The organism is Flavobacterium sp. NKUCC04_CG (assembly GCF_019345525.1).
In the GTDB taxonomy this organism is placed as follows: domain Bacteria; phylum Bacteroidota; class Bacteroidia; order Flavobacteriales; family Flavobacteriaceae; genus Flavobacterium.
Map to the genome: position 1 here is coordinate 43,128 of NZ_JAHKRA010000010.1, position 15,109 is coordinate 58,236.

General features: G+C 35.9%; 10 protein-coding genes. 1 reads left to right on the forward strand and 9 read right to left on the reverse strand.

Annotation, left to right across the window (positions count from 1 at the left end; translation table 11 throughout):
• Nucleotides 1-5: 5 nt before the first annotated feature.
• The 3 genes from bshC to KO524_RS09460 form a co-directional block, all read right to left on the reverse strand.
• Complete coding sequence (gene bshC / locus KO524_RS09450) at nucleotides 6-1,595, reverse strand: bacillithiol biosynthesis cysteine-adding enzyme BshC (protein WP_219293322.1); 1,590 nt, start codon at nucleotides 1,593-1,595, stop codon at nucleotides 6-8.
• Nucleotides 1,596-1,677: 82 nt separating this feature from the next.
• Nucleotides 1,678-3,972, reverse strand: coding sequence for a gliding motility-associated C-terminal domain-containing protein (locus KO524_RS09455; RefSeq protein WP_219293324.1), 2,295 nt, complete (start codon nucleotides 3,970-3,972; stop codon nucleotides 1,678-1,680).
• A gap of 19 nt (nucleotides 3,973-3,991) precedes the next feature.
• A complete protein-coding gene (locus KO524_RS09460; protein ID WP_219293334.1) occupies nucleotides 3,992-6,475 on the reverse strand; it encodes a gliding motility-associated C-terminal domain-containing protein in 2,484 nt (827 codons plus the stop codon).
• Between the two features lie 234 nt (nucleotides 6,476-6,709).
• On the opposite strand from KO524_RS09460, the gene KO524_RS09465 reads away from it, so the two are divergent.
• On the forward strand, nucleotides 6,710-8,908 hold the full coding sequence (locus KO524_RS09465) for a radical SAM protein (RefSeq protein WP_219293336.1): 2,199 nt from the start codon (nucleotides 6,710-6,712) through the stop codon (nucleotides 8,906-8,908).
• A gap of 16 nt (nucleotides 8,909-8,924) precedes the next feature.
• Here the strand turns inward: KO524_RS09465 and KO524_RS09470 are convergent, their stop codons facing one another.
• The 6 genes from KO524_RS09470 to KO524_RS09495 form a co-directional block, all read right to left on the reverse strand.
• Nucleotides 8,925-9,845, reverse strand: a complete 921-nt coding sequence (locus KO524_RS09470) for an alpha/beta hydrolase (RefSeq protein WP_219293338.1) — start codon at nucleotides 9,843-9,845, stop codon at nucleotides 8,925-8,927.
• 2 nt (nucleotides 9,846-9,847) lie between these two features.
• Complete coding sequence (locus KO524_RS09475) at nucleotides 9,848-10,432, reverse strand: hypothetical protein (protein ID WP_219293340.1); 585 nt, start codon at nucleotides 10,430-10,432, stop codon at nucleotides 9,848-9,850.
• Nucleotides 10,429-10,710, reverse strand: a complete 282-nt coding sequence (locus KO524_RS09480; RefSeq protein WP_219293342.1) for a DUF2089 family protein — start codon at nucleotides 10,708-10,710, stop codon at nucleotides 10,429-10,431. Before KO524_RS09480 ends, KO524_RS09475 begins: the two co-directional genes overlap by 4 nt.
• A 149-nt stretch (nucleotides 10,711-10,859) precedes the next feature.
• Nucleotides 10,860-13,433, reverse strand: a complete 2,574-nt coding sequence (locus KO524_RS09485; RefSeq protein WP_219293344.1) for a hypothetical protein — start codon at nucleotides 13,431-13,433, stop codon at nucleotides 10,860-10,862.
• A 50-nt stretch (nucleotides 13,434-13,483) separates the two neighbouring features.
• Nucleotides 13,484-13,756 carry a DUF2805 domain-containing protein gene (locus tag KO524_RS09490; RefSeq protein ID WP_219293346.1) on the reverse strand — a complete coding sequence of 91 codons (273 nt, stop codon included), beginning with the start codon at nucleotides 13,754-13,756 and terminating at the stop codon, nucleotides 13,484-13,486.
• Nucleotides 13,757-13,911: 155 nt separating this feature from the next.
• Nucleotides 13,912-14,877 (reverse strand): DMT family transporter, encoded by a 966-nt coding sequence (locus KO524_RS09495; protein ID WP_219293348.1) that lies wholly within the window; start codon nucleotides 14,875-14,877, stop codon nucleotides 13,912-13,914.
• Nucleotides 14,878-15,109 lie beyond the last annotated feature (232 nt).

A 15,109-nucleotide genomic window follows, 5' to 3' on the forward strand; every position in this document is an offset into this window, starting at 1 on the left:
TGGTTTTATAATTGAACAATGTTGAACTGTTGTTCTAGAGGGTTTAGCTCTTCAAATAGTCTCTGTATCAATTGAGGACCGTATTCTTTATAAAATTCAGAAAAGTTTACCACACGCTCCTGCAGACTGTTGTTTGGAAATAAATTCAACTGCAATTGACTAATGCGTTCTAAGGCTTCAGCGTGTAATTTCTTTTCAGCCTTATGCAATCGTTTTTCAAGTTGGTCCAATCCCTTGAGTTGCTTTTGAGTTTGTGCTTTAACCGCTCCATTAAATGAGGCATCTGTTCGAAGCGCTATTTTTTCCAAATCCTGGAATTGCGCAATTAGAAATTGGCGTTGTTGCTCAAAATCAAAAGAGTTTTGTGATAATTCAGAAGTTTTTTTATCGATTAATAACTCGTGCTTTAAAAACAAATCACTCCAAGACAATTGTAGTCGCTCTCTTTTCTTGGCTTGTTTTTCCGTAACCAATAAGACAGAATTACGCAGTAATAGCATAGGGAAAACCAACTGATGAACTTCAAAAACCTTTTTTAGTTCGAGCCAATAAGCCAGTTCACCACCCCCTCCAATATAACATAGGTTTGGAAGTATAGCCTCTTGATAGAGTGGTCTAAGAATTACATTGGGACTAAATCTTTCGGGATGAAGTTCTAATTCGCTTAGGATTTCTTCTTTTGAGAAAGAAATAGTGGTATTGTTTATTTGATAAGCATTATTTTCAAATATAATACGCTCTCGTAAATGATCGGAAATATAGAATAAGTTAATATTTCTAGGATTTACTTGAATAAAATAATCATTTAAAATGGGATAACTTTCTTTGACCTTTTCAATAGAAGATTGTTCTAAGAGTTCTTTTTTTGCAATTGAAGCAAATATTTTTTTTAATTCAACATCATCTCCATCTAGGATAACCAAGCCGTATTGTCCAAAAAGGGCATTGGCTAAAAAACGTGTTGCATCGGCTAAATTATCGTGTTTTAAGTATGCTTGACTAAACCATTCTCTGATTTGGTTGGCATGATTCCCCAGGCCTAAATGAGCTGAAAAAACCTCAAATACATTTTCTAAGTCCTTAGTGTCTAACCTTCCTACTGGTCCTGAGGCTGCTTTATTCCATTGGATTTTTTTTTCTTCAAATTGAAAGTGATTGATTTCGTCAAAATCATGATCTTCTGTAGCCATCCAATATACAGGTACAAAATGCTGATTGGGGTATTCTTTTTTGAGTTGTCTGCAGAGATTGATGGTTGAAATGATTTTATATAAAAAATACAAAGGGCCAGTGAATAAATTTAACTGATGACCTGTAGTAACGGTAAATGTATTGCTTCTGCGTAATAATTCGATGTTTTGACGCGATCCATCGCTAAGTGTATCGTTTCTATATTGACGAATTAAAGCAGAGTGTAAAACTGTTCGATGCGCATCGGAAAACGCCAATTGTTTTTCTTCAATTTGTTTTTCGAAGTTTTCTAATAGCGGAAAACGGTGGTAAAGTTCTTTTATTTTTGGATCTTGATTGAGATAATCGATTATTAATTTGGAAAAATATCCGGAATTTTGATACGTAATACGGTCCGACGGCATAGTTTGTTTTTTTGCTAATTTAAAGAAAAAAAAATTCCCTCCATAATTTAAATAATTAGGAGGGAAAATCTTATTAGTACTTTTATTTGGAGGTGTTTAAATAAATCCACCCTGTTTTACTAGCAGTTTCATTGGCAAAATCTATTTGATAAAAATAGGTTCCGCTTGGTAATAGGTGGCCATTATTGTTTTGTCCACCCCATTCGTTTTTGTAATTGTATTTTTCATACACTACACGGCCATAACGATTAAAAATAGAAAGTTTTCTCACTTTAAAATTTTTAAGATCTAGTACGTCGTTGATGTTGTCCGAACCAGGAGAGATTCCCTTTGGAATGGCACAATCAATCTGGTTGATTTGTATGTCATTAAAAAATTCACAACCGTTGTCTTGTGTTACTTTGAGGTTAATTGTAATCGGTAAATCACCTTCGCGAACGTTTAAATCCGTGAGGTTGAGTTTGTCCTGTTCCGATACAAGTTTGCCGTTGTAATAAAATTCATAATTAGCGATTTTTACAATTTGGCCGGCATCGTTTAGATAGGCTTTTAAATAGAGTTTATCATTAATGCATTGCAGTTCGAAATTTAATTTTAGTTCACTGGCATCTGTTATTTCCATAGTTGCTCTCGTGGCGCATTGTTTATCATTGGGAGTAAAAGTATAGGTCAACAACTTTCCATTCTCATTTGATAATTTCCAATTGCCAGTGATGCCGTTTTTCGACGTAGTTGGTAGTTGGTCTTCGTCAAACTTACAATTTACTGTGATTTGGTCGAATATAGGAATGTCTTTTGTTTGAATATTTACAATAGCTGTATATGTTTCCACACAGTAATCAATAGGAGTAAAGAGGTATTCAATAGATGTTGCGGATTGATTCACTAGTGACCAACTGCCTTCAAAGCCATTATTGGATGTTGTAGGTAGTATTATTTCCGATATATTACAAACGGTTTTAATGATTTCAAATTCAGGCGTTTTTAGATTAAGTATTTCAAGGTTGATAGTAGTATAGCAGACTAGATTGTCCGGTGTAAATAAATAGATGTTCTTTGTGCTATCAGATGTTAAGAGACTCCACTGCCCTGTTATAGAATTATTTGAGGTAGTAGGAAAATCAAAATTTTCAGCACTACATGCTGGGGTTAAAATTGAAAAAAACGGTGTTATTTTCTGTTTTATCGGAATTTGAATATTGGCTACTAAAGCACATTGGTTGGCATCGGGGGTAAATCTATATGTTAATAGGACTCCGTTATCGGTAATTAGTGCCCATTGTCCGCTGATGTTGTTTGTAGATATATTGGGAAGCAGCACTTCAGATTTATCGCATACGTCTGGGTGCAAATCAAAATAGGGAGTTATACCTACAATCGGAACTGTATGCGTAACCGTATCCCCACACAAACCTGGATCTGGCGTAAAGGTATAGGTGACATCAGTAGCGGTTACTCTAGTTTGCGCCCATCGACCCGGAATGTTTTGTCGCGATACTGTTGGAAACGGTCTATCTAAGGTTATTTTATCCGGACAAATAGAAGTGGGTAAGTTCAGGAAACTTGTAATTAAAGGTCGTTTGTGTGATACAGACCAAGATTCAATTTGTAGAGGTAAACCCGTATCAACATCAGTTGCTAATACGGTGTAATATCCTGTTGTTGATGTACTTATTGTTTGTGTGTTTCCAGGGTTTGGAACGTTACTTGGAGTTTCCCATTGAAAGTTGTAATTCGATCCGGGATTCGTGCTTGCGGTTAGTTGAACGGTTTCTTCGGGACATATTTCTATTCGGTTACTACTACCACCACCACCAGGAGGACCAGGTAGTAATAATTCAATAGCGTAGGTTAAAAAAGAATGCGTTTTAAAATTAGTTGTGGCATATTCTATAGTAAATGTAGTAATGGGAGTAGTACTCATATGCCATATAGCATTTCCTGCACCGTTGCGAATAGGAAATGCGGAATTAAGCGTAGTAGTAACACTAGTCGAGGTTACACTCGTAAAGGTTACCCCACGAATATAAAAACCATCGTTGTGGAAATTCGACATGTTGATATCGCCAATATTTAACTTAGATATAATAACAGGCGTTGAAAAGTTAAATGTTATTTTCTTTGATGGAGGTGCCTCTGCATTTGAATTAAAAGTCGTAAAATGGTGGATGTCTCCTCCTATCAGTGAGGGACTTGGATAGGGGCAAGTAAAGGTTAAATCGCTACCAATACCTGTTTGAATAACTTCTACAGTTCCAATCATAAAGGTGCCGTGTAGATTTGGACTATTTTGAGTGTCCAACCATCGAACAAGTACTTGTGCCTGAGTCGTTAACGACACAAGTAGTAAAAGTGTTAAAATTGCTTTTTTAAACATTTGCTTTTTTTTAAAAAAATTACCTAATTATTTGAATCCAACCTTCTAGTTCGCCATTTAAAGCTTCCATACTATACCAATAGGTACCGTGTGGAAGGGCTTCTCCTTTAGTTGATTGGCCATGCCATTGATTGGTGTAGTTGCCTGTGTATTTATAAACTTCTTTTCCATAACGGTTGTGGATAGTTAGTCTCGTCACACCAAAAGGAGTTAAGTTCCAAAAATCATTTTTGCCGTCACCATTAGGAGAAATTCCTTTAGGGACTTTACAATCGTTGTTGTACACGGTAAAGCTAGTTTCATAAATACATTCATCTGTATCGGGTTTACTTGGGTCAACTAGGGTTTCCTTGGTTTTGGAACTGGCATAAATATAAATTGTTCTCTTTCCAAAGACCTCAGAACTTGATGCATCGAGCTCTATTCCTTTTCCTCTTGGCCCGTTAGGATGGGTATAATACGAATATCCTATAGGTAATTTCGGTAGTATGTATGGTTCACAATCTTTCATGTATTGGTCGTCACTAGTGACTCTTTTCTGGGAATCCAAAATTATACTTGAGACGGCGTAACAACCCTTTGCATTTTCAAAGCGTACATAAATAATTCTAGTCTGATTGTAATTAACATTATAATTACTGAAATCTTTAAAATCATTTCTAGAATTGCGAGCGTCTTCTTGTTGATGATAGTAAGTAATTTGGTAATCTTCTGCTTTCTCTCCTTGCAATAGAACTGGTAAGGCTCGGGTTAGGTCGTATCGTAAACCGTCGTTGGTTACTTCACCGCAAATTTCAGAAATACGGGTTTCACTTGGAGACATTTTTGTTTTTCCTGGAATAAGGTTTAAATGTACAATCACAGGACAATTACCATCAATAGTTACGGTGATATATACGGTTTTCTTTTTTGATGTATAAGATTGCGGATTGTCAATTTCGGTGGTATTACCCAGTTGCGCATCTTCTAGCGTTGCGTAATATCTAAATTCCAAATCGGTTTGGCCTTGAGCTAAAATAGATTCATAGCTTTTTAAATCAAATATTTCAATACCGTCTAGATTATCGTCACAGATTTCATAGTCGATTTTCGTGTTAGAAATTTTGGGCTTCTTATTAACTATAAGATTTAATGTTACTGTTATCGGACATTTTCCGTTCAACCTTACGCGGACATAAATACTTTTTTGGTCTGATGTATAGGCTGTTGGTGTAGTGATTGTGTTGTTACTATCATTTGTCGCCTCGATTAAGTTTTCATAGTATTTAAAACTCAGTCCCGTTTGTCCTGCGCCAATAACCTCCTCTTGACTACTTAAATTAAATAGCGCGGTTCCTTGATGGTTTGTTTCACATAGTTTATAGTCAAAAGTTGTTATTGGCAGCTGAGCAACAGGAACGACTACCAGATCTAAATTGATTATAATAGGACATTTGTCGTTTATACTAACGCGAATATAAATGGTTTTGGTAATGGAATTGTAGTTTTGTGTATTTGTAATTTGGTTGGCCTTATTTTCATTGGCATCTATTAAGTTTTCATAGTATTTAAATTGCAAGTCGGTTTGTCCATTAGCTATACCATTCTCTAAGCTCTTTAAGTTAAAGTCTGCTTTGCCATCATTATCGTAATCGCATAGTTCATACGTCAAATTTTGTTGTTCAATTACGGGCACTTTGTTGGCAAATAACTTTATGGTCATGACCTTTTTCATAACACCATTTGCGCGCTTCACGCGGGCGTATATCGTATTGGGGTTGTTGGCGGTAAAAGCGATATAAGATACAGGTAGCACATTGGTTGCTAATGGATTTTTAGCGTCGGTTTCATTCGCGAAAAAATCAACAATATCTGAGGCGGTCCCATTTCTAATTTCCGTGGCTATTTCATTTAGATTAAAGGTTTCTTGGCCATTGTGGTCGGTATCACATTTTTCAAAGTCTTTGTCAAATAAAGTACAGTTTAAAGAAGCATTTCCTCCGAAAGAAATTACAAAGCCCGAATCGGTTGTGGACCATCGATTCACGGCTATTAATATAGCATCTCCAGGTTGAACATCGTAATAACGCACCATTCCGGGAATCAATCCACTAACGCCTGCTCCAGGTAATTCACAAGTCTCAGTTGGTTCATTTAAAGAAAGTCCTATGGTATAAATACCCGTTTGGTTTGGGTCGTTTTGAGAACCACGATCAGCAGGGCCTAAATTATTTAGATTGGGGTTTAACCAACTGGCAAAATCATAATCGACATTAGATAGAGGAGATACGGTGAAAGTGAAAGTCGTCCCGGAGGTAATTTCGATGTAGTAAAGTACTAAAGTATTGGTAAGTGGGGACGTACTACAATGTGTTCTGAGGTTATTATAGTTGGTACCGGTCGGTACTGGGCTAATGATGTTTTGGTCGGAACAGACCCCAACTATGTCTGCTGGATTTATAACTTGACTTAAAGCTATATTACTGTAGAAAAGCAGAAAAATAAAGAGTAGTTTTTTTTTCATATTTGTCGTTTTTAACTTTTTTAATATAGTTTGATGAATATTTCTGGTTATTTGTCGTTTCTTTCTTAGTGAGTGTGTTCCAAATATATAAAAAAAAACCAATGTTTTGTTAAAGCAGTGGTTGTTTTGTTAAATTATTTTGACGAATTGTGTTTTCAATAGTCGTTTTCCTCTTTCCTCACAATTCACAAACTAAATAATAATTGATTACTTTTGTTCTTTATTTCATAGACTTTGCAAACTACAGTTACTTTAATTACGCCGCCTTTTACACAGTTAAATACGCCATATCCTGCTACGGCATATATTAAGGGTTTTTTCAATACCAAATCTATAGACTGTTTTCAGTCGGATTTAGGTATCGAAGTTATTTTGGCGCTTTTTTCAAAAAGCGGATTAGATGATTTGTTTGATTTTATAGCATTAAACAACAATATTTGGTCTGTAAACGTGGAGCGTATATTGGCACTGCAATATGAATATAAAGCGACTATTGATTCTGTAATTGCCTTCTTGCAAGGTAGAAATCCGACCTTAGCTCATGCGATTACACAGGATGCTTTTTTGCCTCAAGCTTCAAGGTTTGAGCAGCTGGAAGAGTTAGAATGGGCATTCGGCGCTATGGGTATTCAAGATAAAGCCAAACATTTGGCCACCTTGTATTTAGAAGATTTATCGGATTTGATAGTCGAAACAGTTGACGCTAATTTTGGATTTAGCCGTTATGCTGAAAGGTTAGGTCGTTCTGCTAATAGTTTTGATGAACTGTACGACGCATTGAACGCTGAGCCCACTTATATCGATATAGTCACTCTAAAGTTATTAGAGAAAATTATGTTGCGTTCGCAACCTTTGATTGTTGGGTTTTCTGTTCCTTTTCCAGGTAATCTTTATAGTTCCTTTCGATGTGCCCAATGGATTAAGTCCAACTATCCACATGTCAAAATAACTATGGGTGGTGGCTTTCCCAATACGGAGCTCCGTTCGATATCGGATACCCGCGTGTTCGAATTTTTTGATTTTATAACTTTAGACGATGGTGAAGCTCCTTTGGAGAATGTCGTTTTGTATGTACAGGGAAAAATAGCTCAAGAGGAATTGAAGCGAACGTTTTTGCTAAAAGATAATCAAGTTGTCTATGTCAATAATCCTTTAAAACGCGATTACAAACAGTCCGAGGTGGGGACGCCTGATTATTCGGGTTTGTTGCTTACTCAATACATCTCCGTTATCGAAATAGTCAACCCCATGCATAGAATGTGGAGCGATGGGAGATGGAATAAATTGACTATGGCTCACGGTTGTTATTGGGGTAAATGTACTTTTTGTGATATATCTTTAGATTATATTAAGGTTTATGAACCTGTGGCTGCGAAGCAGATTGTGGACCGTATGGAAACGTTGATTGAGCAGACGGGTGAAACCGGCTTTCATTTTGTTGATGAAGCAGCGCCACCTGCATTGATGCGTGAAGTAGCTTTGGAAATAATTCGTAGGAAAATAACGGTTTCCTGGTGGACTAATATTCGTTTTGAAAAGAGTTTTACTAAGGATTTATGCCTCATATTAAAAGCTTCAGGATGTATAGCTGTTTCTGGCGGATTGGAAGTAGCTTCGGATCGACTGTTGAAATTAATTGATAAAGGAGTAACGGTAGAACAAGTAGCTCGTGTTAATAAAAATTTTACGGAAGCAGGGATTTTGGTTCATGCATATTTGATGTATGGTTTTCCGACACAAACCGCGCAAGAAACCATAGATAGTTTGGAAATGGTTCGACAAATGTTTGAACTCGGCGTTATGCAGTCGGGTTTTTGGCATCAATTTGCCATGACGGCTCACAGTCCTGTAGGGATGAATCCAGAATTGTTTGACGTAGTCAAGATCAACACCGAATTGGGCAGTTTTGCTAATAATGATTTGATTCATAAAGAAAAGTCTGGAGCACAGCACGATAAATTTTCCTATGGTTTAAAGAAGTCCTTATTTAATTTTATGCATGGTGTTTGCTTTGATTGGGCCTTACAAGATTGGTTCGACTTTAAAGTACCGCGAACTTCTATGCCCCCGGATTATATATTTAAGGTGTTGAATCAGGATGTGCTCCCGATTTATAAACCTAATAATAAAGTTGTTTGGTTGGGAACCTTGCCGAAATTAGAGTTTTATACCAAATCTAAGAAGGGAAGAACTTTTGAAAAAGCAACTTTACGCTTTTATACCAAAAAAGACAATTTAACTTTGGATACAGATAAAATCATAGGCGAATGGTTTGTGCAACTCGTTGTGAAATTAAACGAAAAAGCTTCAAAAACCATTACTTATCAAGAGATGAAAGCTGATTTTGAAGCTTTTTGCCAGGAAGATTTTGAGCCTTTTTGGTATTCCAAAATTGCTAGAGATCTGCGCTCAAACGGCTTGTTGATTTTGTAATATGATTACTACAAATTTATGGAATGCTATTCAAGAAGTCTGTAATTGTCGGTATTAATTCGGAATGTAAAGGCAACTTAGGATCATTATAGGACTTGATGTTATCTTCGTCTTTTTCAATATTTTTAAAAATATGATTCATTCCTTCTAGCTGCACGAGTTTGCTATTGGGTTGTACCTGGTGTAATAATTTCGCTTCGTTTTCTTCTATTTGTATGTCTTTGGTGCCGTTGATGATTAATATGGGCATCTCTAATTTAGCTATTTCCAATGTGGGTTCATATTTCATCCACGATATTATAAAGGGTTGGTTTATCGGTAAAAATAAATTTTGTAACATCGGAATCACGTCTGTTACTATTTGTCCTTTTCTCAATTGGACAAAAATCTCATCCATCTTTACTTTTAAAAAGGGTGCCTTTTCCGTTACTTGTTTGGTGAGTATCTTGTCAATGCTTTGTGCCGGACCAGCTAGAGAAATAAAAGCTTTTGCAGAAGTTTTTTGTGCTGCCAGTGTGCCTACTAGAGCTCCTTCGCTATGTCCTGCAATAATAATGTTCGTAAACTGCTCACGCAAACGGTTTACAATTAGGACAACATCATCTACGGAATTTTCGAAGGTAATGCCTTCGGGAAGATGTTTGTTTTTGATTTGAGCGATTACGCGTTTGTCAAAAGTAAAGACGTTGTGTCCCTTGGAGGCCAATCCTACTGCTAGTAATTTCAGGGAATTATTCATCAACATTGGCGGTTGATTGCCATTTCTATCGGTAGGGCCTGAACCTGCAATGATAACGATAACCGTTTTGCTGTTGGAAGATCCTATATATAAGTCACCTTGAATTTCCGAGTCTATTTGAAGTACTTTTTTATCAAGCGATTGTGCTAAAAGGGACATTGAAAATAGAATTAGAAAAGGGAGTAGTATAGCTTTCATTTTTAATAGAGATAAACTAAGAATTTACTGAGTACTTCAGCGAGTAAGACCGTAACAACCAAAAGGATAATATGACCGGTTTTTTTTAGATTAGTAGCCGTTTTAAAGCCCTTAAAAAGCAGGTAAGCAAAGAGTATTAGAGCAAGTATACTGACAATGGCAAAGCTTCCGATTAATAGTACAGCAGTTGGAGTTGCGAAACTTTGTAGTAATAGCTCTGGCTCAGCGATATTGGCAAGTAAATCATCTGTAATAGTAGTTATTGCATGGTTGATATTGAATAAAGGGAGTAGGTAAAATGGGATTCTACAAATAAAAGCGGTATTTAAAATATCGATGAATCGCGTTTTTGAATTGATGAATTTGCCAAGCGCAAACAAGAAAATAGCTAGGAGTATAGTATTGATAATATTATCCAAAAACGGCTGTATGGGTTGAACTTCTTTAACTAAATGCATATCCAAGACACCGTCAAAGCGTGCATTGGTATTAATGGCAATTATGGATCCAATTAATAAGGATACCAATCCGATACTAAGCAGTTTTTTGTCTGCTACTTTTTCAAAAAGCTGGGTAAAACGAATCATGTGTTGTGAGTTTTTAAGTGGTTGATATGCGTGATGATATCGTCTAGTTTATTTCGTACAGTTGGGTAACTGATATTCATATTGGCAGCCATTTCTTTTAAGCTTCCACTGTATAGAAAGAACTGTAAAATAAAATCTTGTTCCTCTTGGGAAAGCTGAAGTAACAAGGGAAGCTCAAATTTCCCACTGACCTTGGTTTTACAGTAATCACAGGTCAATTCCGACACTTTTAATGAATCGTCACAACTGGGGCAACTTATGGGTAGTCTGTTTTTCATATACTCATGCTGTATAATCAAAGTTAATATAAAATTTAATAATATTTAATATTTTTTAAATAAAGTTTATTTTAACCTTGTTTAAGTCAAAACAGAAGTTATAAAAAAAGCTCCTCAAAAGGAGCTTTTTTAAAATGGTTATAGTTTTTTTAGAAGTAATATTGACCAAAATCAACCAGAGTAGGGTATAGGCTTTCTATGGTGATTGGGATGCTGATCGGTAGCGGGTTGTGTTGCTCTCCTTTATCAATCATCTTGATTGTAGACTCATATAATAAGGTCTCATTTTCGTCACTGTATACCTTTGTAGTATATTTAGTTCCTTTGTTAGTCACTAAAATATGATTGGAGGTTTCGTAATTGCTGTCTTGAACTTTTAGTGAAATAGTTCCTGATATCAATTTCCCATCGCTAAGTTGTGCTTTATTCTGAACTTTTCCTTTTTCATTATAAAAAACGATTTCACCATCGATGTTATCGTCTCGCATTTTAAAATCATATCGCAATACGCCGTTAGCTGTGAAGTTTTGGACGTGGTAAAGCAGTTCTTCTTCGTTTAATAAAGTTCTGGTCATCCTAACTTGACCTTCCGAAATGGTTTTGCTTTCCACTAAAACGCCTTCTTTATATGTTGAGATTTCACTGGAATCGGACCCTAAATTAGCAATTAAGACACCGTCATAATAGACTCCTTCTTTATAAGTTAGACGGGATACCTCTTGTCCCTCACTGTCGAAATAAATGGCCTCTCCATGATAGTAGCCATTTTCCATCGGAATTCTCGCTACAACGACATTGTTTTCGTATAGCTCCGTAAATATTTGCTCGCCTAAATGATAGAAGTCTCTAGTAGTAATGTCATCAAGATATACCGAATAGGTCACTTCTTCACCCTCTTTTAGACCATTTTCATAATTAGTGATGACTTTTGAGGAATAATCATCTCGAATAATCGTTTTCCCTTGAAATGGCTTGCCGTCTTTGTATACGGTTTTAGAAACTAAAACACCTTTTTCATAAAAAAGACCCTCTTTGTAATAGTCAATTTCTGATTCCAGATAGGTTTTTGAATGCTCAGCAAAGATAGTATCAGCTTTATAAAATGTTTTCTTATACAGTAAGTTAGCATTTTTGTATTTCGATATACTTTGTATTTCGTTGGTGGAATCAAAAAAGGTATAAAGCGTTCCGTCCAATTTGACATGATCAAATTTACCGAGCAGTTTTCCTTTATCATCGTAAAAAGTACTGTGTATTACTTCGTAATTTGCATATCGACTTTCACTTAAAATCTGACCGTTTGAATGATACTTGATATCCGAAATTTTGTATTCGTTTTCATCGTAATTAACCTCTTGAACCTTCGCTGCTTTGCCTTTGTAGTTTTCATAGGTTATGGAGCTGATTAGTTTTGCGTTTTTATAAGTGTTGGATTCGTTTATTAAATCCTTGTCATCGATGCTAATTAAAACGCCGTCAGTTGGAGTAGAATAGTAGTTGTAGTTTTCCTTACTATTAAAAGTTGCCTGACCTATCTGCTTGCCTTTTTTGTCGAAATAAGTCGCTTTGAATGAAGCATACTTTTTAAAGGGTGCACCGTTGCTGTAAAAAAGGGTTTCTGAAACCAAATTGCCATTGCTGTAAACGCGATGAGTGTTTTCCAGTTTTTCAACCCCGTCTTGCGGAGAGCCCGATTCGTTATAAATCAGTTCGGATTCTTTTTGACCGTTTTTATCAAAGTACGTAACTTTAGTAGGATAGTAATCGTTGTATTCCGTCAATTGTTTTAAAGTACCGTCGCTGGAATACTCGTATAATTCGGATAAACTGCTGTCTTTGTAGACGTATTTGAATTCCATCAAATCCTCTTTACCAATCTCGCTGTTATATAAGATTTGAGTACCGTCGTTGATAGTGGTATAACTGTCTGCTTCCGTTTGTTCTTGATATACGGCAATTACTTCTCCATTTCGGCTGTATTGAGTAAAAGAATTGACTTGGTCTTTTAAAACTTGTACTTCTTTAATTTCGCCAGTTCTATAATATTGGGTCTTTTTAACTAAAGAACCGTCCTTGTGTTCGGAATTAGATTTTAGTTGTAATGGATTGTAGTAAAGGTCTACGTGGTTTCCATTAGATATTTCGTAACCGGAATAGGTACAGCTAGCTATTAATTGTCCTGTGGCATCGAATGTTTCTTCCTTGATAGGCAAGTTATTTTCGAAATAGACTACTTGTCTGTAATTGTTTGGTGTTTTGGCAAAAAGTTCCGCTTTAAGCAGCATACCGTCTTGGGCTTCCATAGCAGTATATACATCTTGGAATTCGTATACAACTGTACCGCTATAGAGTTCATTTTCATTAAAGACCGCTTGATAAGTTGTGCCGTCATTTAAAGTGCTGACAACAGCGCCGTTGATAACACCATCTTTGTATTCAAAGGTGTTAAGTAAACGACCTTGTTGATCAAAAACACGGAGATTACCTTGATAAATAGACGGAGTTTCATCCGTTGCAGTTATTCCTTTGGAATAAAGAACGTGAGCTTTGGTGTATTTACTGACTTCAAAAGTTTTATCTTTTAAGGGGCGAATGGTCTTGTAGTAAATCGCATCTGTTTTTCCTACAACTTGATCGCTGTAATTGGTCCAGATAGTATCGTTTTGTGCATGTACTGTGGCTCCGGCAAGGAGTAATAGAGAAATATAAAGATTTTTTTTCATTGGAAAAAAATTAAAAAAAATCTTCAGTTATCAGCTGAAGATTTTTAGAATTAATCAAATTTATTTTTGATGTAGTATTTACTGTCTAGGTCGTCGAGATCATCATCTTGCACTTTGGGTTTTGGCTTTTTAGCCGCGACCTTTTTTTTCCACAATTCATATTCATGGGGTGGAAATTTTTTTTTCATGATTTCGGTGACTTCTCGTTCACCGATTCCAAACTCATTTTTAATTGCTTCGAAGGGTTTTCTTTCTTCCTTTGCCATTGCAATTATCCGTTCCATTGATTCGCGATCAAACTCCAAGTTCTTATCTTTTTTCATTAGATGAAAAGTTAATCCAGTTTTAATGTTAATATTCTCATGTCAATATTAATAAAAAAAAATAGATAAGCAAAAAATAAATTTAGAATTTAATAAATAAATTTATTTTTAATAAAAACAAATATTAATGCGTGCTTTTAAGTGGTTTTATTGCTTTAATTCTTTGTTTTTTTAAATATTAACTGACTATTCATAAGTACGATAGCCGATAATATCAGTAAAATCCCAATCCATTGGATGGCGATAACCGGTTCATTGAGAAGTAAATAGGCTACTGTAACTGAAACCGGTAGCTCTATAGATGAAATGATACTTCCGAGTCCAACGCCAGCATGTGGAAATCCCATGTTTAAAAAGATTGGTGGGATGATGGTACCAAATAAAGCTAATAGCAAACCCCAATTTAGTAATATCGTAAAATCGAAATCGCGAATACCCGAAGTATTGTCAGTCATAGAAGCTAAGAAGCTGCGCATAAACTCAAAATTATTAGGTCCGACCTGAGTAATAAAGGTAAAAATGCTGACAATTATTGTTGCTCCAATCAGCATAAAAAAACTTCTTTTTGGCGCGGCTAAGTGATTGGCAACAAAATTTGTTGTAAACATCGTCATTGAAAAAGAACAGGCCGCTAGGAATCCAAGGAAGACACCTCGGTAGTCCAATTCAATTTTATCTCCCAGTATATTTGTCGCTAATACTGTCCCAAACAGTATAATAGCTACGGCAACTAGTTTGATTTTGGAAGGGAAAGTTTTGGTCATTATACTTTCAATAACCACTCCAATCCACACCGATTGCATTAATAACACGACAGCGATAGAAGCATCGATATAACTCACAGCCATATAATATAAAACGGACGTGAACCCCATTGAAGTGCCCGCTAAAATAAGTTGACGAATATCTTTAGTACTGGCGGCGCTTTCTCCAAGTTGTTTTTTGCGAAATAAGTTGATAAAAAACATACCGACTAAGCCTAATATCACTTGTGAAAAGGTTACTTCTGCTGTGGTAAAACCAGCTCTGTAAGCCAGTTTGACAAAGGATGCCAACATACCAAAACTCGATGCTCCACAAGCTATTAATAATACTCCTTTTGTAATGTTTTTTTCTTTCATACCCAAATAATGTTTAGATGTAAGCTCCCTTATTGTTGTCTTTTCTTTATGGATTTCTGTTTGACAGAACAACACCATAAGCGAGATTTTTGTGATTTTTTTACAGCCTGTAAAGGTACCGTTTTTAAATGATTGAAGTTCTTAGAGAAAAGCCAATATTTACGTATTTATAAATCGCTTCGTAGGCATGGCATAGGAGTAATTACGACTTAAAAAAAAGTCCGATAAACAC